Source organism: Hanstruepera neustonica, from assembly GCF_002895005.1.
Classification (GTDB): Bacteria; Bacteroidota; Bacteroidia; order Flavobacteriales; family Flavobacteriaceae; genus Hanstruepera; species Hanstruepera neustonica.
Genome location: NZ_POWF01000001.1, coordinates 79,429 through 98,236 on the forward strand (window position 1 = coordinate 79,429; position 18,808 = coordinate 98,236).

An 18,808-nucleotide genomic window follows, 5' to 3' on the forward strand; every position below is an offset into this window, starting at 1 on the left:
AAAACAAACGTATGAAGTGTGCCCTAGTAACTGGTGGGTCAAGAGGTATTGGCAAAGCTATATGCATTCAATTAGCAAAAGATTCAGACTATCATATTTTAATAAATTACAATAGTAATAAAGAAGCTGCTTTAGAAACCTTGAAAAGTGTCGAGGCCGAAGGCAATACAGGAGAAGTCATACAGTTCAACGTATCAGACTCCGAATCGGTTAATAATGCTTTGAATAATTGGCAGGAAAATAATAAAGAGGCTACAGTAGAAGTTATCGTAAACAACGCTGGAATCACCAAAGACGGCTTGTTTATGTGGATGCCTAAAGAAGATTGGGACAATGTGATTAACACATCTTTAAACGGTTTTTACAACGTAACCAATAACCTCATTCAAAAATTGCTACGCAACCGTTACGGCCGAATCATTAATGTAGCTTCCGTTTCAGGAGTCAAGGGCACTGCAGGGCAAACCAATTATTCCGCTGCCAAAGGAGCCTTGGTAGCAGCAACCAAAGCATTAGCCCAAGAGGTGGCCAAACGAAAAATTACTGTAAATGCTATTGCACCTGGATTTATAAAATCTGATATGACTTCTGATTTAGATGAAGCCGAATTAAAAAACTTAATTCCTATCAATCGGTTTGGCGAGCCTGAAGAAGTTGCCCATGCTGTATCGTTTTTGGCATCTGAAAAAGCGTCTTATATTACGGGAGAAGTTATTAATATTAATGGAGGGATTTACTCATAATTAATTTATAAATGAATCGTGTTGTTATTACCGGAATGGGAATTTACTCTTGCATAGGTAAAAACCTTGAGGAAGTAAAAAACTCATTGTATGAAGGAAAATCTGGAATAAAAATTGACGAAGAACGGATACCATTTGGTTACCGATCGCCATTAACGGGTATGGTTGAAAGACCTAACTTGAAGAGTGATTTATCAAGAAGGCAACGCGTTAGCCTTGGTGAAGAAGGAGAGTATGCCTATGTGGCTACTATTGAAGCATTAAAAAATGCTAAAATTGATCAGGATTATATTGATGCAAATGAAGTTGGTATTTTATATGGGAATGATAGTACTGCGCAATCTGTTATAGAGTCCATAGACACTATAAGAGAAAAAAAGGACACCACTTTAGTGGGTTCTGGTGCTATTTTTAAAGGGATGAATTCATCAGTAACCATGAATTTGTCGACTATTTTTAGACTTACAGGCATAAATTTCACAATTAGCGCTGCCTGTGCCAGTGGTTCACATTCTATTGGAATGGCTTATCAACTAATTAAAAGTGGACTTCAAGATTGTGTGATTTGCGGTGGTGCTCAAGAAATCAATAAATTGGCTATGGGTAGTTTTGATGGTTTGGGAGTATTCTCTCTTAACACAGAAAATCCAGAACAAGCCTCAAGACCATTTGATTCATCTCGAGATGGTTTAGTGCCAAGTGGTGGCGCAGCTACGTTAATTTTGGAGTCTTATGATTCAGCAGTAAAAAGAGGCGCACCAATTTTAGGTGAAATTATTGGATATGGATTTTCATCAAATGGTGATCATATATCTACACCTAATGTTGAAGGCCCTTCGCGAGCTATGTTAAAAGCCATTAAGCAAGCCAACATTAATCCTTCGGATATATTCTATGTCAATGCGCATGCTACATCAACACCTGTTGGCGATGCCAACGAAGCTCGTGCCATCGTAAATGTATTTGGCGAAAATGGCCCTTACGTTAGTTCAACGAAATCCATGACTGGTCATGAATGTTGGATGGCTGGTGCCAGTGAAGTTATTTACTCCATGCTTATGATGCATCATGACTTTATTGCACCAAACATTAATCTTAAACAACCAGATGAAGCAGCTTCAAAATTAAATTTAGTCAGCAAAACGCTAGATAAAAAATTTGATGTATTTTTGTCAAATTCTTTTGGATTTGGGGGAACCAATTCTGCATTAATAATTAAAAAATAATAGAGAGGTGATGGTAAAAGAAGTTATTATTGAAAAGATAAACGACTTTCTTATTGATGAATTTGAAGTTGAGCAAGATGATATTGCACCTGAAGCTAACTTAAAAGATACGCTTGAACTTGACAGTTTGGACTTTGTGGATCTTGTTGTGGCCGTAGAATCTAATTTCGGTGTAAAACTAGTGGGTGAAGATTTTGTAAATGTCAAGACACTTCAGGACTTCTACGATCTTATTGAGAATAAATTAAGCTAAAATTACGCACATATATTTATGGCTGCTGAATGGCAAGGAAAATCTAGAGGTACAGTTCTAGGATACAAGATATTTGTATTTTTCATGAAGAACCTCGGACTTCGAGCAGCATATTTCATTCTTTATTTTGTAGCGGCCTATTTTTGCCTTTTTGCAATGGATAGTTCTAAAGCTATTTATTATTACTTCAGGCATCGATTGAAATATTCAAAATTACGAAGCCTTATAAGCATCTACAAAAGCTACTATGTTTTTGGTCAGACTATTATTGACAAAGTTGCCATTTCCTCCGGTCTACGAGACAAATTTACGTATGAGTTTGATGGTATAGATTTGATACGGGAAACCATCAGGCAAAAAAAAGGTGGTGTGCTCATTAGTGCGCATGTCGGGAACTTTGAAATAGCCGAATTCTTTTTTGGGGAATTGGAAGAAAAAACTTCTATTAGTCTACTCACAACTGATGTTGAACATACGGCAATTAAAGATTACATCGAGAGCGTTACCAGTGAGTCTAGTATTAATCTGATAATCATAAAAGAAGATTTATCGCACATTTTTGAAATTAATGCCGCTTTGGCAAGAAACGAAATTGTTTGTATCACTGGTGATCGTTATGTGAAAGGCTCGAAGTATTTATCGCAAAACCTTTTAGGGGAAGAAGCTCGTTTTCCTGCAGGTCCATTTCTATTGGCCTCACGATTAAATGTTCCTGTGCTATTTGTTTATGTTATGAAGGAAACAACAAGCCATTACCACCTTTATGCCAGAAAAGCCAAGGCAAAAAAACGGGATGCCAAAAAATTGCTTGAAGAATATACAGAAAGCGTATCTTGGATGTTGAAAAAATACCCACTTCAGTGGTTTAATTATTTCGACTTTTGGAATTCTAAAAACAAATAAATGAAATCGGTTTTAGTTATACATTATTCGCAATCAGGACAACTTACGGAAATCGTAAATAACATTACAAATCCTATTAAAAACAATAATACCGATGTTACTCATGTAACCATTAAAATGAAAGAACCTTTCCCATTTCCTTGGAAAAAGAAAGAGTTCTATGGTGCTTTTCCAGATACCTTTAAACAAATTCCTCAAGAAGTTGAAAATATCCCTGACCACGTTTTAAATAAAAACTACGATTTAATCATCTTGGGTTATAGCATTTGGTATTTAACCCCTTCATTGCCAACAACATCCTTTTTACATACGGAACAAGCCAAACAGCTTTTTAATAATAAGCCTGTTATCACAGTAATAGGTTGTAGAAATATGTGGATTATGGCGCAGGAAAAGATGAAGAAAAAACTCAAGTCTTTAAATGCAAACTTGGTAGGAAATATTGTTTTGGCTGATAGGCATATTAATCACATTAGTGTCATCACCATCGCACAATGGATGTTTTCAGGAAAGAAGGAACGTTTTTTAGGTATTTTTCCTAAACCTGGTGTTTCTCAAAAAGACATTGATGAGTCGGTGAAATTTGGCCCAATTATTTCCAAGCATTTACAAAAAAATGATTTTCAAAACCTTCAAAAAGAACTTTTAACAGAAAATGCAGTGAAAATAAAGCCTTTTTTAATTACTGTTGACAAACGTGCCAATGTGATATTCTCAAAATGGGCTAACTTTATACATGCCAAAGGCGATAAAAATACACCAAAAAGGCAGTTTTGGGTTAAAATCTTTAATTATTACCTATTATTTGTCATTTGGTTTATTGCACCTATAGTTTTTATCTTATTTTTGTTGACTTATTTACCTTTGTATGGTAAAATTAAAAGAGATAAAGTATATTACGCATCTGTTGCATTAAAATAGAAGGCACTGAAAATGAACGAAGTTTACATAACCAAAATATCGAAGTTTTTACCTAATCGCCCAATCAGTAATGATGAGATGGAAGATAAGCTTGGCACTATTAACGGTAAGACCTCCAAAGGTCGTCGTATTGTGTTACGTAACAACCAAATTAAAACGCGATATTATGCTATTGATGACAATGGAAACATCACTCATAACAATGCCCAACTGACAAAGGAAGCCGTAATGGGTTTATGTGATGACAATTTCAAAGCCGAAGATATTGAACTATTATCATGTGGCACTTCTAGTCCAGATCAAATTTTACCTTCCCATGCAGCCATGGTTCATGGTTTTTTAAAAAATGGTAATATTGAAATAAATTCAGCTTCAGGCGCTTGTTGTTCAGGAATGAATGCTCTAAAGTTTGGTTATCTATCGGTAAAATCAGGACAAACTCAAAATGCTGTCGCAACAGGATCGGAACGTACCTCTACTTGGATGAAGTCTGATACGTTTGAAGAGGAGTTGAAATATTTAGAAACACTTGAAGAAAATCCTATACTTGCTTTCAATAAAGATTTTTTAAGATGGATGCTTTCAGATGGTGCGGGAGCTTTTCTATTAGAAAATAAACCAAAGGGCGAACAACCTCTCAAGATTGAATGGATGGAGGGTTATTCTTATGCTTATGAAATAGATGCTTGTATGTATGCAGGTGCTGATAAATTGGATGATGGTTTCTTAAAACCTTGGAGTGAATACCCTTCTGACCAATGGAGTAAAAAATCGCTGTTTGCCATGAAACAAGATGTCAAACTGCTTGGTGAACACATATTGGTAAAGGGTGTTGATAGTCTAAAAAAGGCATTAACAAAACACAATTTAAAGCCTACCGATATTGACTATTATTTACCACATATTTCTTCCAACTTCTTTAAGGACAAACTCTATAAGGAAATGACCGAGCAAGGTGTTGAAATTCCTTGGGACAATTGGTTTATGAATTTAAGTAAAGTTGGTAATGTGGGTGCTGGATCTATTTACATCATGCTTGAAGAATTGGCTCATTCAGGTAAGTTAAAAAAAGGAGATAAAATATTGTTATCTGTTCCTGAAAGTGCTCGTTTTGCCTATTCCATAGCACTTGTAACTGTGTGTTAAAATGAAAGCCAACAATTTTCCAATTCTTGATATTTCAAATTTAATTCCTCAAAAAGTTCCTTTTGTTATGGTAGATTCCCTTCAGGATTTTACCAATGAAAAAGTAGTTTCAGCATTTAAAATAATTCCAAGTAATCTCTTTGTTGAAAACAATCATCTTGGTGAACCTGGACTAGTGGAAAATATGGCGCAAACTGTTGCATTACATACAGGTTATGACTATTTTTTAAAAGGCGAACAAGCACCAACAGGTTATATTGGATCCATAAAATCTGTAACGATTCATAAACTTCCAAGTATCAATGAGGTAATTCGAACTGAAGCGACTATTTTACATGAATTCATGGGAGTCACGATGGTTTCAGTGTCTGTTTTTAATGCTGAAGGTCAAGAAATTGCTTCGGGTGAAATGAAGACTGTAATTGCAGGCTAATGAATTACCAAGACATCGATATCACTAATTTTTTACCACATCGTAAACCGTTTTTAATGGTCGATAATGTATTGTCAATTGATGACAAGCATGTTTCCACATCTTTCACCATTAAAGATGATTGTATCTTTATTGATAATGGGGTTTTCAATGAAGCCGGGATGACTGAAAATGCTGCACAAACCTGTTCCTCTATAGTAGGTAAAGGTTATTTTCAAGATGATGATGTTCTAGGAGAGCGCACTAAATTAATAGGTTTTATTAGTGCTATAAAGACGCTTCAAATAAGTAGATGCCCTAAAGTAGGAACTACCATTGAAACCTATGCCAAAATTAATTCCAAATTAGCAACAGACCAATATGTTATGTGTTCCATAACGTGTTCAATATCTCAAAACCAAGAAGAATTATTATCTTGTGAAATGAATTTATTTATTCGTGAAATACATTAATTTTTATGAAGAAAAATGAAGTCCCTCAAGATAAAAGTAACTTAGAATCTGCGAATTTCAAAGAACTTTGTTATGCCGTTGATGAAAATGGTGAATACACTACTGTAAATAGTACCGGTTGGGATCCGAAAACCATTGCTTTGGACAATGCCATTGAAGAAATTAATGCTCGTGTTGCTGATGCAAAAAATCGCGTCCAAAACAATCAGACTAGTCCTATCGAATACTATATGGAACTGCACAAAATGGATATCAATATTTTAGCAAGCTATGTTGGTATTTGGAAATGGCGTGTAAAAAGACATTTTAAGCCTTCTGTATTTAAAAAACTATCTAATAAGATACTTCAAAAATACGCTGATATATTTGAGGTTAGCGTGGAACAACTTAAAAAATTAGAGCATGGAAATTAAATTTACACATCATCAGTCAGCTCATTGCGAAAATGGTGTGGTTTCAAATTTAATGAAGCACAATGGTTTCAATATCAGTGAACCTATGGTTTTTGGTATAGGTTCAGGTCTGTTGTTTTGCTACATCCCGCTATTAATGGTCAACCATGCTCCGGCTATCACCTATCGTGCCATGCCAGGTTTTATTTTCAAACGTTTTGCTAAGCGTGTTGGAATTAAAATTAAGCGTGAAAAATTTAAGGACCCTAAAAAAGCCAAAACCCGACTAGATGAAAATTTAAACAAAAATAACCCTGTTGGACTTCAAGTAGGTGTGTACAATCTGGCATACTTCCCAGATGAATATCGTTTTCATTTTAATGCCCACAATTTAGTGGTATATGGTAAACAAGATGACACTTATTTAATCAGTGATCCTGTGATGGAAGGTGTCACAACCCTAACCGACAAACAACTAGAAAAAGTGCGTTTTGCCAAAGGCGCATTTGCACCAAAAGGACACATATATTACCCAACCGATTTTCCAAAAGAATTGGAATTGGAATCGGCTATAAAAAAAGGGATCAAACAAACGTGTAGAGAAATGCTGGCTCCAATGCCCATTGTTGGTGTAAAGGGTATTCGCACCATTGCTAAACTCATTCGCAAATGGCCAAAAAAGAAAGGGGTTAAAGTAGCCAATCATTATTTAGGTCAAATAGTGAGAATGCAGGAGGAAATTGGAACCGGTGGCGGAGGCTTTCGATATATTTTTGCGGCGTTTTTACAAGAGTCCAGTAAAATTTTAAACAACGATAAACTAGCGGAACTTTCGAAAGAAATGACTCAAATTGGAGATTTATGGCGTGATTTTGCGGTTGATGCTTCAAGAATTTATAAAAATAGAGCGGCAAAAACCGATGGATACAATGATGTAGCAGACCAATTGGATATTATTGCTGATAAAGAAGAGATTTTCTTTAAAAAATTGAAGAAAGCCATATAAGATGATTCAAATTGAACAGATTTCTAAAAAATATAAAGGCTCTGATAATTTCTCGGTTAGTAATTTAGATTTGTTCATTCAAGAGAAGGAAATTTTTGGCCTTTTGGGTCCTAACGGTGCGGGTAAAACCACGCTCATTTCTATTCTTTGTTCTCTAATTAAACCTACATCCGGTAGCTTTTCTATAAATGGCCTTACCTATCAAAAACATAAGAACCAACTTAAACAGCTTATAGGTATTGTTCCCCAAGAATATGCACTTTATCCAACTTTAACGGCCTTTGAAAATTTGAAATACTTTGGCAGTATGTATGGACTTAAAGGCAAAAGCCTGGATAATAAAATTAATGCAGCCTTGGAACACTTGGGTCTATTGCCCTTTGCCAACAAGCCCATAGATACCTTTTCTGGTGGTATGAAACGGCGTGTCAATTTAATAGCCAGTATTTTACATGATCCTAAAGTTTTATTTTTAGATGAGCCAACCGTTGGTGTTGACGTTCAATCAAAAAATGTTATTATTGGATTCCTTCAAGATTTGAACAAAAAAGGAACCACCATAATCTATACGTCACATCACTTAAATGAGGCAGAATCTTTTTGTACACGAGTTGCCATAATAGACCACGGTAAAATCATTACGAAAGGTAAACCAGCCGAACTTATTAATGAACACCATGGCACACATAATTTAGAAGATGTGTTTTTAAGATTAACCGGTAAAGCTTTACGAGACCATGCATAAACTCTGGGCCTCGACATACAAGGAATTTCTGTTGCTTACCAGAGACATTGGTGGAATTGCTATTCTATTTATTATGCCCTTGGTTCTAATTATAACCATAACGCTTATTCAAGACAGCACATTCAAAACAGTATCTGATGTTAAAATTCCTATTCTATTAGTAAACAATGATAACGGAAGTGTTTCAGAAACCATTAAAAATGGTCTTTCAGAATCAAATGCATTTGAGGTCATTCTAAAATCCAATGAAAATGAAGCGAAGGAATTGGTGTTTTCAGGTAAATACCAAATGGCCATTATCATTCCCAAAGACTTATCTTCCGATTTAGATAAAAAAGTCAATCAAAACGTTGATGGAATCATTTCCAAATTTGGACTGGAGGAAGAAACGGAAATAGAACCTCTTGAGATTCCAAACAAAGAAGTCAAGCTTTACTTTGACCCAGCCACACAGGTATCGTTTAAATCTTCTGTGAAAAATGGTATTGATAAAATGATTTCGAAAATTGAAACGCAGACCATCTATAAGGCTTTTCAAGAACAAATCTCCGACGACCCATCAGAGGTTATTTTTGAAACTGATAATTTCATCACCTTTACAGAAATTTTACCCCAAGACGGCGATAAGGACATTATTCCAAATTCTGTACAACACAATGTGCCAGCTTGGACATTGTTCGCCATCTTCTTTATTATCGTACCGCTATCCATAAACATTGTTAAGGAAAAAAGCCAAGGGACTTTTGTAAGGTTGCGAACGAATCCTGTTTCATATGCAACTGTACTTGGCGGAAAAACAATTGTTTACCTCATTGTTTGCCTGATTCAATTTGTTTTAATGTTGCTTGTTGGAATCTATTTATTCCCAGCAATTGGATTACCAACATTGGATATTTCCGGGAGATTACCATTACTGTTTATTGTTGCAACTTTTGCTGGTTTGGCTGCAATTGGCCTAGGTTTATTATTGGGAACCATTGCAAAAACACAAGAACAATCGGCTCCCTTTGGTGCTACTTTTGTGGTTATTCTTGCTGCAATAGGTGGGGTTTGGGTTCCTGTATTTATTATGCCAAAGTTCATGCAGATTTTATCAAATATTTCTCCCATGAATTGGGGTCTAAATGCATTTTACGATGTATTTTTACGGAACGGTTCGTTACTGGACATCCTTCCCGAGTTGTTACTGCTACTCGCATTTTTTCTGGTAACTATTTTAATTGCTATTGCTTATAATGAAAAAAAGAACGCTGTCTAAACATAAAGAAATATCACATACTAGCCAGGTTCGCGTGCGCTTTGTAGAAACAGATCCTTTGGGTATTGTTTGGCATGGAAATTATATTCAGTATTTTGAAGATGGTAGAGAAGCCTTTGGAAGACAGCATGGCATATCCTATTTGGATCAAAAAGAATTTGGCTTTGCTACCCCTATTGTAAAATCAAGTACAGACCATAAGTTACCGCTACGCTATGGTGATGTAGCTACCATAAAAACAATTTACGTTGACAGCCCTGCGGCAAAAATGGTGTTTCGATATGAAATATACAATCAAAATGAGGAACTGGTTTGCACTGGCGAAACCGTTCAGGTTTTTGTCGATAATATTGGTGAAGGTGATTTGGCGCTTACTGCTCCTGAATTTTTTATGGATTGGAAAAAACGTGTTGGCTTGCTAGATGACTGATATCTACGTTTCACATAATAATACTCTATCATCATTAGGCTTTACTAGTGAATCTGTTGTGAAAAATATTCACAACGAGGTTTCTGGACTTCAATATATTGATGACCAAAGTATATTACCCGAACCTTTTTATACGTCATTAATTCCAACAGAAAAACTAAATCAAGAATTCAACCATTTAAATCCTCAAAAAACATATACCCGTTTGGAGAAGATGATGATAACATCATTAAGCAAGGTCATCGCTTCTTCAAACGTAGATTTAAATAATCGTGTTGGTCTAATTATTTCAACAACCAAAGGTAATATTGATGCTCTTGATAACAACAATCCGTTTCCTGAAGAACGTGCATATTTGAGTGAATTAGGAAAACAAATTAAAGATTTTTTTAATTTTAAGAATGATGCTATTGTTGTTTCAAATGCTTGCGTCTCCGGGATTTTAGCTGTTGCTATTGCCAAGAGATATATTGAACAAGGTGTTTACGATCATGTGTTTATTGCAAGTGGTGACGTAATTACCGAATTTATTCTTTCTGGATTTAATTCTTTTCAAGCATTAAGTAATGCGCCTTGCAGACCTTATGATGCTCATAGAACTGGAATCAATATTGGAGAGGTTTCTGCTAGTGTACTAGTGACAAAAGAGTCCAAAAATTTACCTGATGAAACTGTAAGAATAATAGGAGAAGGTTCTTGCAATGATGCCAACCATATTTCTGGTCCTTCAAGAACTGGTGAAGGTCTTTATAGAAGTATACAATCGGCTTTTTCTCAAACAACCATTTCAGTTAATAACATTGACTTTATTTCTGCTCATGGAACAGCCACGCTTTTTAATGACGAGATGGAAGCTTTGGCTTTTAATCGAATGGCATTGGGGCAAGTTCCCCTAAACAGTTTAAAAGGCTATTTTGGTCATAGTTTAGGAGCATCAGGATTAGTAGAGACTATTGTTGGTATGCATTCCTTGAAAAATAATACGTTATATAAATCTTTGGGTTTTGAATCCTTAGGAGTAACAAAACCTATTAATATTATAAAACAAACAACTGAAAAGACATTACAAACGTTTTTAAAAACAGCCTCTGGTTTTGGAGGCTGCAACACGGCCGTAATTTTTCAAAAAATTTATTGAAACTAATATGTCTACACAAAACCTAAAAGCCATAAATGCTCTAGAGGAAGCGCACAAAATTGCTTTTGCTCCATTTATATTTCAAACCGTGGTTTCTTTAAGAAAACTTGGTGTTTTTGACCTGATCTTCGAAAGTAGAAAAAAAGGTGGAATTACAAAGGAAGCCATTGCTGAAACATTGAGCTTAAGCGTGTATGGTGTTGGTGTGTTGTTAGAAATTGCTGAATCGTCCAATATTGTTGTACAAGATGATTCCGAGAGATTTAAGTTAACAACTATCGGTTATTTTTTAGCCTATAATGAGACTGTTAATGTCAATATCAACTTCGCAAATGAAGTTTGTTATAAAGGCATGTTTCATTTAGACGAGGCTATTAAAACAGGTAAACCAGAAGGTCTAAAAGAACTTGGTAACTGGAAAACGATTTATGAAGGCCTTTCGCAGCTGACCCCTTTAGAACAAAAATCGTGGTTCGAATTTGACCATCACTACTCGGATGATATCTTTGGAGACGCATTAAAAATCATATTTCAAAAGAATCGTAAATCCATTTTGGACATTGGTGCCAACACTGGAAAATTTACCATTCAATGTTGCAAACATAATGATACGGTCAATATGACTATGGTTGATCTTCCTGGCCAGTTAAACGTGGCGTTGAAAAACGTAGAAAAAGAAGGATTTCAAAACCGCGTAAAGGGCCATCAAATAGATTGGTTGTCCGAAAACCCTAAACTTCCTAGTGGCGCAGATACTTTTTGGCTTTGTCAATTTTTAGACTGTTTTTCTAAAGACGAGATTTTAAAGGTGCTTCAAACCTGTGTAGAAGTCATGGATGACAATGCCGAACTTATAATCGTCGAAACCTTTACTGACAGACAACGATTTCAAAGTGCTAAATTTATTTTAGAAGCAACATCCTTATATTTTACAGCTTTGGCTAATGGCAACTCAAAAATGTACAAAGCTGAAGAATTTATTGAAATTGCTGACAAAGCTGGTTTAAAACTCAATGACGATGTAGCATTGGGCGAATATCATACGTTGTTCACATTTACTAAAAAAGTTTCATGAACACTGATTTTTACATAAAATCTTACTGCAGAATAAAAGATAATACGGTTTCTTTAAATGATTCTGTTCTTTTTAATGATGCATCGAAATCATTTATAGATTTTATTAAATCGGCTTACAAAAATCAAAATACCAAGTATCCCAAATTTTTTAAAATGGATAACTTGAGTAAACTCGCTTTTTTGGCTGCTGATGTTTTACTGAAAAATGAAAATCTCAAATTGGAAAATGATAATAATATTGCTATTGTTTTTTCCAATAGGGCTTCTAGTTTAGATACCGATAGAAAACATCAAGAATCCATTCAAAATAAAGAAAGTTACTACCCTAGCCCAGCAGTATTTGTTTACACACTACCTAATATTTGTATCGGTGAGATAAGTATCAAATATAAACTGTATTCTGAAAATAGTTTTTTTATCTTTGACAACTTTAATGCTTCGCATTTACTAACGTACTCAAATAGTTTGTTATCAAGTAACAAAGCCCATGAAGTATTGTGCGGGTGGGTGGAATTTGATGGAGAAAATAATTACGAAGCCTTTTTATATTTAGTTTCAAAAACAGGAACTATAAAACATACTGAACAAAACATAATAACATTATATAATACATAATTATGGATGCTTTAAAACAAGAATTAAAAGAAAATATAATTGAGCAATTGAATTTAGAAGACATGTCTCCAGAGGATATTGCAAATGACGATATGCTTTTTGGTGATGGTTTAGGTTTAGATTCTATTGATGCACTGGAGTTAATTGTCATGTTGGATAAAAGTTATGGTATCAAATTAACTGACCCTAAAGAAGGTCGTGCGATTTTTGAATCGATTGATACTATGGCTGCTTATATCACAGAACACAGAACCAAATAAGTCGTTCATTTGAGTAAAGGGGTTGCTATAACTGGAATGGGAATTATTTCTGCCATTGGAAACAATGTGGCAGAAAACTACCATGCACTTATTAACGGTAATAAGGGGATTTCCCGTGTTAAAAAAATTAAAACGAACCATGTCAATGATATCATGGTTGGTGAAATTGCATTTACCAATAGTGAATTTGAACAACAACTCCATTTAAGTTCAGACAACAATTATTCAAGGACTGCTTTCCTTGGCGTTGTGGCCGCAAAGGAAGCTATTAAAAATGCCGGAATAACCGATATTAATGCTTACAAAACTGGATTGGTTTCAGCGACAAGTGTTGGTGGCATGGATATGACAGAACGCTATTTTTATGATTATCTTGAAAATAAAGCCACGCAAAAATATATCGAAGGACATCATGCTGGTGATTCTACACAAAAAATAGCAGAACAACTAGGCATTGAAAAAAGCTTGGTTACAACTATTAGTACTGCTTGTTCTTCGGCTGCTAATTCCATTATGCTTGGTGCGCGATTAATAAAATCAGGCTTATTGGATCGTGTAATTGTTGGAGGTGCCGACTGTTTATCAAAGTTTACAATCAATGGATTCAAGACGTTAATGATATTATCAGATACCTACAATACGCCTTTTGATGAAAACCGAAAAGGTTTGAATTTAGGTGAAGCTGCCGCTTTCTTGGTATTGGAATCTGATGCTGTCGTACAGGCAGAGAATAAAACTGTTTTGGCCTATGTAAAAGGTTACGGCAATGCCAATGATGCCTATCACCAAACAGCATCTTCAGATAATGGTGATGGCGCATTCCTAGCAATGGAAAAAGCATTAAAAGTAGCCGACTTTACTCCAGCTGATATTGATTACATCAATGCACATGGTACTGCAACTGGCAATAATGATTTATCAGAAGGTCGTGCTATCATTCGTGTTTTTGGAGAGCATGTTCCTGATTTCAGTTCTACTAAAGCCTACACAGGACACACACTAGCTGCGGCTGGAGCGATTGAAGCTGTGTATTCGGTTTTAGCACTTCAAAACAATGTAGTTTATCCCAATCTGAATTTTGAAACGCAGATGAAGGAATTTGATATGACACCACAACTTGAGTTAAAAGAAAAGCCTCTTAAAACAGTTATGTCCAATTCGTTTGGATTTGGTGGCAATTGTTCAACTGTTATATTTTCTAAAGAACAATAATGAAGCAAGTCTATATAAATAGTATTGGTTCCATTTCAGGTCAAAAGACATTTGACAATAATGAATTTTTGAATGACATTGTTGATTATGAAGACAACGTTATTTCTGTTATAGACCCTATTTATAAAGACTACATTCCTCCTGCTGCTGCAAGACGTATGGCAAAAGGTATTAAAATGGGTGTTGTAGCATCAAAAATAGCTTTACAAGATGCAGGTTTAGAAAATGTTGATGCCATTATAACTGGAACTGGAATGGGCTGTGTGCGTGATTCCGAAAAATTCGTGAGTGCCATAATTGATAATGACGAGCAATACCTAACCCCAACATCATTTATTCAGTCAACACATAATACCGTAGGTGGACAAATTGCATTGGAATTACAATGTAAAGGATATAATTTTACTTACGTACATGGAAGTAACTCATTTGAATCTGCGCTTTTGGATGCTAAACTTCAATTGGAAAATAACGAAGAACACAATATCCTTGTTGGAGGCGTTGATGAACTTGGAGATCATACCGTTACCATTCACAAACTCATCAACCATATAAAACCGCATGCAGTTAAAAGTTCTGAACTTTTAAAATCAAATTCGGTTGGAGCAGTTTTTGCAGAAGGTGCTAATTTCTTTGTATTGTCAAATGAAAAACAAGCCTCTTCTTATGCTGAAGTTACTGCAGTAAAACTCTTCAACACGCTCACAAAAGCTGAAATAACAAAAGCTGCTACTGATTTTTTAGCTGAAAACAACCTTGAGGTTTCAGATATTGATATTCTAATTCTGGGTAACAATGGCGACATTGAGCATGATGGTTATTATCATGAATTGCAATCAGGTCCATTCAAAAACACGCAACAGGTTTATTACAAACATCTCTGTGGTGAATTTAATACTGCATCGTCATTTGGTTTTTGGTTAGCTTCCAAAATTATAAAAACCCAATCTCTTCCAGAAAGTGTAAAGCTAAACAACATTAAACAGGCATCTTTTAAAACTATATTGTTGTACAACCAGTATCGTGGAGAAAACCATAGTTTCACCTTACTAAAACAATGCTGAATTTTAGGTCAGTAAATATCACAACAGGCATTCTTTTTGTATTATTTATTTGCTTACATTTCCTAATTAACATGTCTTTTTGGTGGCTTCTTCCAATCGGTCTGGCCTGGTTGGTTTTAACCATTTTGGGTTCAGGATTAATAGGTTGGAATTACCATTTAAAAACTCTAAACAACAATCCAAACGCCAATAATATTGCCATTACCTTTGATGATGGTCCAAACCCTGATTTCACACCTAAAGTTTTAAAGGTATTGGAAACGTACCGAGCAGAGGCAACATTTTTTTGTATTGGTAAGCACATAGAATCACATCCAGATATTATTAAAACCATTATTGAACATGGTCATACAATAGGTAATCATACCTATTCACATGCAAATAACTTTGGGTTTTTTAATACTCAAAAAGTAATTGCTGAATTACAAAAAACCAATACTATTGTCAAAAATGTGTTGGGTATAACCCCATGCCTATACCGTCCTGCCTTTGGCGTAACAAATCCCAAAATAAAAAGAGCAGTTAAACACTTACATTTAACTACTATTGGATGGAACAGACGCTCTTTTGATACTACCAACCTCAACGAAAATCAAATTTTTAATCGCATAACAAAAAACCTAAAAAAAGGCGATGTTATTTTGCTTCACGACACGAGTGAAAAAACAATCAGAGTTTTGGAACGGTTATTGTTATTTTTGCAAGAGAAAAACCTACAGTCTGTAACTGTAAATGATTTATTTAATGTTAAAGCCTATGCGTAAAATCTTTTTCATTCCATTTTTTTTGATTTCGGCAAATTTTTTTGCCCAATCCCCTATGAATAGTCAAGAGGCAGCCGCTTTAAAAACTTTGGTTAAAACCAGAGCAGCCACTACTAAAACTATTACAAGTGATTTTACCCAATCAAAGCATTTGGATTTTTTGGATAACGATGTTGTAACCAAAGGACAATTGGCATTCAAATCGCCAAATTTGATTAAGTGGAGTTACGTAGATCCTTTTAAGTATTCCGTTATCTTCAAAAATGAAACCTTATACATTAATGATGAAGGCAACAAAAGTAATATTGATATTGGTTCCAATCAGATGTTCAAACAACTAAATAAACTCATCATAAATAGTATTAAAGGTGATATGTTTGATGATGAGACGTTTTCAATCGAATACTTTAAAAACGATCATTCTAGTTTGGTTCAGTTTGCATCCAAAGACAAAAAGTTATCAAAATACATCAGTGCTTTTCATATAACCTTCAATAGTAATGGAGATGTTGAACAGGTGAAAATGATTGAACCTTCGGGTGATTATACCAAAATAGTTTTTTCCAACAGAGTGTTAAATAATTCGATTAATGAAGCTGTTTTTTCTAATTAGTTTCTCCTTATTGATATTGGGCTGTGGATCATACCCTAAAAAGCAGGGCTTCAAATTAGACACCACATCTCAAAGGACTCTAGTAAACCCGTATTTCTCCAATAATGAAATTGACTATGTTTACAAGGCTAAAATTGAGGTTTACGATAGACAGTTTGGCGGTCTGCTGATTATCAAAAAAATTAATGGGCTTGAGCATCGGGTTGCTTTTACCACTGAAATGGGCAATAAACTATTTGATTTTTCTTTTTCTCAAAATGATTTCAAAGTCAACTATATCGTTGATGACTTCGACAAAGGTTTGCTGATTAAAATTCTAAAACAAGATTTTAAAACCCTAATTACCGAATCCTTGAGCAATGAAATGTTCTATAAAAATAACTTTCAGAATGTTCATGAAACCACTTTATACAATAAAAAGCATTTTTACTTTTTTGACATTGGAAAACTTGTTAAAATTAACCGTGTAAAAGGCACAAAAGAAAAAGTATCTTTTATCTTTTCAGATATTAGTGATAGTATTGCAAAACAAATAGAAATAATACATTATAATATTCAACTTAAAATAACCCTGAAATCAATAAAATAATGAAGAAACTCGTGCTATTAATGGTAGTTGCTATGACAACGGCCACAACATTTTCACAAATAAAAGTGAGACCAGGTTTTAGAGCTGGTTTAAATGCCTCAAAAATTACCAATTTAGAAAATGTCAATAGAAAAGTTGGTGTCAACGCTTCCATGTTTGTCAATTTACATTTATCACGTTTTTATGAATTACAGCCTGAATTAACTTATTCTAATCAAGGTTGGTCGCGAGATAGTTATAGATTTACTGACCCTTATAATGATATAACATACAATGTAAACAGTGAGGATGTTAGCACACATTATATTGGTATCGCATTAACCAATAAATTTTTTATGTCACCTAAAATAGGGCTTCATGTATTGCTTGGTCCTGGTATGGAATTTAATGTTTCTGACAACTTACCATATGATACGATTACTCCAATTGATTTAACATTGTTTGCAGGTATTGGATATGAATTTCCATTTGGTCTTGGTTTGGAAGCCAGATACAAACAAGGTCTTATAGATGTCAGAGATGGTTATTATGACGATTATTATAATAATGGTTATTATGAAGGCGAATACTATAACGGAAAGAACAAATTGAATTCCGTTTTTCAGTTTAGTGTGTTTTACAAATTTGCTTGGTAATGTTGCTAGAAAATTTTTATACAGTTAATAATTTAGCAATTGCAGATGGTTCTGCAACTGCTAATATCACTATTAACAAAAATCATGAAGTCTTCAAAGGTCATTTCCCTGGAAATCCAGTAACGCCAGGGGTTTGTATGATGCAAATCATTAAGGAATTAACGGAACAGGCTGTCAATGAAAAACTCTTTATGCAGTCATCCAGCAATGTGAAATTTATGGCAATTATAAATCCTGAAGTAAATCCAGATCTTGATCTAACCTTAACAATTTCTGAAGAGGATGGACTTTTTAAGGTCAAGAATATCACCAAATTTGAAGATACGGTTGCCTTAAAACTTTCAACAACTTTTCGAAGAAAGTAATTCTGATGAAACCTATAATTTCCATATTGTTTTTGATATTATCTATGAGTTTTCAAGCTCAAGAGATGTCTATCGTTCGCGAAAGTTATAAGGTTGCGGCACAAGACAAAACACATTTGGAATCGTTTTACGACATGATGGAACCAATAACCAAAAGTGATCATGTTGCTCTTGTGGCCTATAAAGGAGCTGCTTTGGCATTGCAAGCCAAATATGCCAAAACCATAAAGGAAAAAAAAGATGGGTTTATAGATGGTGTGAGCTACATTGAGTATGCCATTGAAAAAGAACCCAATGCCATTGAACCACGATTTGTAAGATTAGGCATTCAAGAAAATGCGCCTAAAATTTTAAAATATCGTAATAATATTGAAGAAGACAAGGCATTTCTATTAAAACAATTTGAGCATATTGGATCAAAAAATCTCAAGGGGCATATTAATGATTATATTTTGCAGTCAAAATTGTTTACTGAAGAAGAAAAAGAAAGTATCAAAGAATAAGTCAACTGCACATTGGTTATTTACTTTTTTTGGCGGTAATTACTTTTAGGATGATGAAAAAAAGC

General features: G+C 34.6%; 25 protein-coding genes. All 25 read left to right on the forward strand.

Going from position 1 to position 18,808, the window contains the following annotated elements; all coding sequences use genetic code 11:
• Window positions 1-11: 11 nt before the first annotated feature.
• Complete coding sequence (fabG, locus tag C1T31_RS00370; protein WP_103050488.1) at window positions 12-743, forward strand: 3-oxoacyl-ACP reductase FabG; 732 nt, start codon at window positions 12-14, stop codon at window positions 741-743.
• An 11-nt stretch (window positions 744-754) separates the two neighbouring features.
• The gene (locus C1T31_RS00375; protein ID WP_103050489.1) at window positions 755-1,969 is read left to right on the forward strand and encodes a beta-ketoacyl-[acyl-carrier-protein] synthase family protein; all 1,215 of its coding nucleotides are present in this window, start codon (window positions 755-757) and stop codon (window positions 1,967-1,969) included.
• Between the two features lie 10 nt (window positions 1,970-1,979).
• The gene (locus tag C1T31_RS00380) at window positions 1,980-2,222 is read left to right on the forward strand and encodes an acyl carrier protein (RefSeq protein ID WP_103050490.1); all 243 of its coding nucleotides are present in this window, start codon (window positions 1,980-1,982) and stop codon (window positions 2,220-2,222) included.
• Between the two features lie 18 nt (window positions 2,223-2,240).
• Window positions 2,241-3,125 carry an LpxL/LpxP family acyltransferase gene (locus tag C1T31_RS00385; RefSeq protein WP_103050491.1) on the forward strand — a complete coding sequence of 295 codons (885 nt, stop codon included), beginning with the start codon at window positions 2,241-2,243 and terminating at the stop codon, window positions 3,123-3,125.
• Window positions 3,126-4,046, forward strand: coding sequence for a flavodoxin family protein (locus C1T31_RS00390; protein WP_103050492.1), 921 nt, complete (start codon window positions 3,126-3,128; stop codon window positions 4,044-4,046).
• Window positions 4,047-4,058: 12 nt separating this feature from the next.
• Window positions 4,059-5,192: a beta-ketoacyl-ACP synthase III gene (locus C1T31_RS00395; RefSeq protein ID WP_103050493.1), complete on the forward strand. Its 1,134-nt coding sequence runs from the start codon at window positions 4,059-4,061 to the stop codon at window positions 5,190-5,192.
• A gap of 1 nt (window position 5,193) precedes the next feature.
• Window positions 5,194-5,625, forward strand: coding sequence for a hypothetical protein (locus tag C1T31_RS00400; protein WP_103050494.1), 432 nt, complete (start codon window positions 5,194-5,196; stop codon window positions 5,623-5,625).
• Window positions 5,625-6,077, forward strand: a complete 453-nt coding sequence (locus C1T31_RS00405; protein WP_103050495.1) for an ABC transporter permease — start codon at window positions 5,625-5,627, stop codon at window positions 6,075-6,077. The genes C1T31_RS00400 and C1T31_RS00405 overlap by 1 nt, the downstream gene beginning before the upstream one ends.
• A gap of 5 nt (window positions 6,078-6,082) precedes the next feature.
• Window positions 6,083-6,490 (forward strand): hypothetical protein, encoded by a 408-nt coding sequence (locus C1T31_RS00410; protein ID WP_103050496.1) that lies wholly within the window; start codon window positions 6,083-6,085, stop codon window positions 6,488-6,490.
• A complete protein-coding gene (locus C1T31_RS00415; protein WP_103050497.1) occupies window positions 6,480-7,475 on the forward strand; it encodes a BtrH N-terminal domain-containing protein in 996 nt (331 codons plus the stop codon). Before C1T31_RS00410 ends, C1T31_RS00415 begins: the two co-directional genes overlap by 11 nt.
• Window position 7,476: 1 nt before the next feature.
• Complete coding sequence (locus C1T31_RS00420) at window positions 7,477-8,220, forward strand: ABC transporter ATP-binding protein (protein WP_103050498.1); 744 nt, start codon at window positions 7,477-7,479, stop codon at window positions 8,218-8,220.
• Window positions 8,213-9,478, forward strand: a complete 1,266-nt coding sequence (locus C1T31_RS00425) for an ABC transporter permease (RefSeq protein ID WP_103050499.1) — start codon at window positions 8,213-8,215, stop codon at window positions 9,476-9,478. The genes C1T31_RS00420 and C1T31_RS00425 overlap by 8 nt, the downstream gene beginning before the upstream one ends.
• Complete coding sequence (locus C1T31_RS00430) at window positions 9,456-9,908, forward strand: acyl-CoA thioesterase (protein ID WP_103050500.1); 453 nt, start codon at window positions 9,456-9,458, stop codon at window positions 9,906-9,908. Before C1T31_RS00425 ends, C1T31_RS00430 begins: the two co-directional genes overlap by 23 nt.
• Window positions 9,901-11,046 (forward strand): beta-ketoacyl-[acyl-carrier-protein] synthase family protein, encoded by a 1,146-nt coding sequence (locus C1T31_RS00435; RefSeq protein WP_103050501.1) that lies wholly within the window; start codon window positions 9,901-9,903, stop codon window positions 11,044-11,046. Before C1T31_RS00430 ends, C1T31_RS00435 begins: the two co-directional genes overlap by 8 nt.
• Before the next feature lie 7 nt (window positions 11,047-11,053).
• Window positions 11,054-12,121: a class I SAM-dependent methyltransferase gene (locus C1T31_RS00440; RefSeq protein WP_103050502.1), complete on the forward strand. Its 1,068-nt coding sequence runs from the start codon at window positions 11,054-11,056 to the stop codon at window positions 12,119-12,121.
• Complete coding sequence (locus C1T31_RS00445) at window positions 12,118-12,738, forward strand: 3-oxoacyl-ACP synthase (RefSeq protein WP_103050503.1); 621 nt, start codon at window positions 12,118-12,120, stop codon at window positions 12,736-12,738. The genes C1T31_RS00440 and C1T31_RS00445 overlap by 4 nt, the downstream gene beginning before the upstream one ends.
• A 2-nt stretch (window positions 12,739-12,740) precedes the next feature.
• Window positions 12,741-12,998, forward strand: a complete 258-nt coding sequence (locus C1T31_RS00450) for a phosphopantetheine-binding protein (RefSeq protein WP_103050504.1) — start codon at window positions 12,741-12,743, stop codon at window positions 12,996-12,998.
• A gap of 9 nt (window positions 12,999-13,007) precedes the next feature.
• Complete coding sequence (locus tag C1T31_RS00455) at window positions 13,008-14,210, forward strand: beta-ketoacyl-[acyl-carrier-protein] synthase family protein (RefSeq protein WP_103050505.1); 1,203 nt, start codon at window positions 13,008-13,010, stop codon at window positions 14,208-14,210.
• Window positions 14,210-15,274 (forward strand): beta-ketoacyl synthase N-terminal-like domain-containing protein, encoded by a 1,065-nt coding sequence (locus C1T31_RS00460; protein ID WP_103050506.1) that lies wholly within the window; start codon window positions 14,210-14,212, stop codon window positions 15,272-15,274. Before C1T31_RS00455 ends, C1T31_RS00460 begins: the two co-directional genes overlap by 1 nt.
• 71 nt (window positions 15,275-15,345) lie before the next feature.
• Window positions 15,346-16,038 (forward strand): polysaccharide deacetylase family protein, encoded by a 693-nt coding sequence (locus C1T31_RS00465; protein ID WP_243398862.1) that lies wholly within the window; start codon window positions 15,346-15,348, stop codon window positions 16,036-16,038.
• Window positions 16,031-16,651 (forward strand): LolA family protein, encoded by a 621-nt coding sequence (locus C1T31_RS00470; protein ID WP_165780054.1) that lies wholly within the window; start codon window positions 16,031-16,033, stop codon window positions 16,649-16,651. The genes C1T31_RS00465 and C1T31_RS00470 overlap by 8 nt, the downstream gene beginning before the upstream one ends.
• The gene (locus C1T31_RS00475; protein ID WP_103050508.1) at window positions 16,629-17,240 is read left to right on the forward strand and encodes a hypothetical protein; all 612 of its coding nucleotides are present in this window, start codon (window positions 16,629-16,631) and stop codon (window positions 17,238-17,240) included. The genes C1T31_RS00470 and C1T31_RS00475 overlap by 23 nt, the downstream gene beginning before the upstream one ends.
• The gene (locus tag C1T31_RS00480; RefSeq protein WP_103050509.1) at window positions 17,240-17,875 is read left to right on the forward strand and encodes a porin family protein; all 636 of its coding nucleotides are present in this window, start codon (window positions 17,240-17,242) and stop codon (window positions 17,873-17,875) included. Before C1T31_RS00475 ends, C1T31_RS00480 begins: the two co-directional genes overlap by 1 nt.
• Window positions 17,875-18,240: a hotdog family protein gene (locus C1T31_RS00485; RefSeq protein WP_103050510.1), complete on the forward strand. Its 366-nt coding sequence runs from the start codon at window positions 17,875-17,877 to the stop codon at window positions 18,238-18,240. Before C1T31_RS00480 ends, C1T31_RS00485 begins: the two co-directional genes overlap by 1 nt.
• Before the next feature lie 5 nt (window positions 18,241-18,245).
• On the forward strand, window positions 18,246-18,743 hold the full coding sequence (locus C1T31_RS00490; RefSeq protein WP_243398863.1) for a hypothetical protein: 498 nt from the start codon (window positions 18,246-18,248) through the stop codon (window positions 18,741-18,743).
• Window positions 18,744-18,808 lie beyond the last annotated feature (65 nt).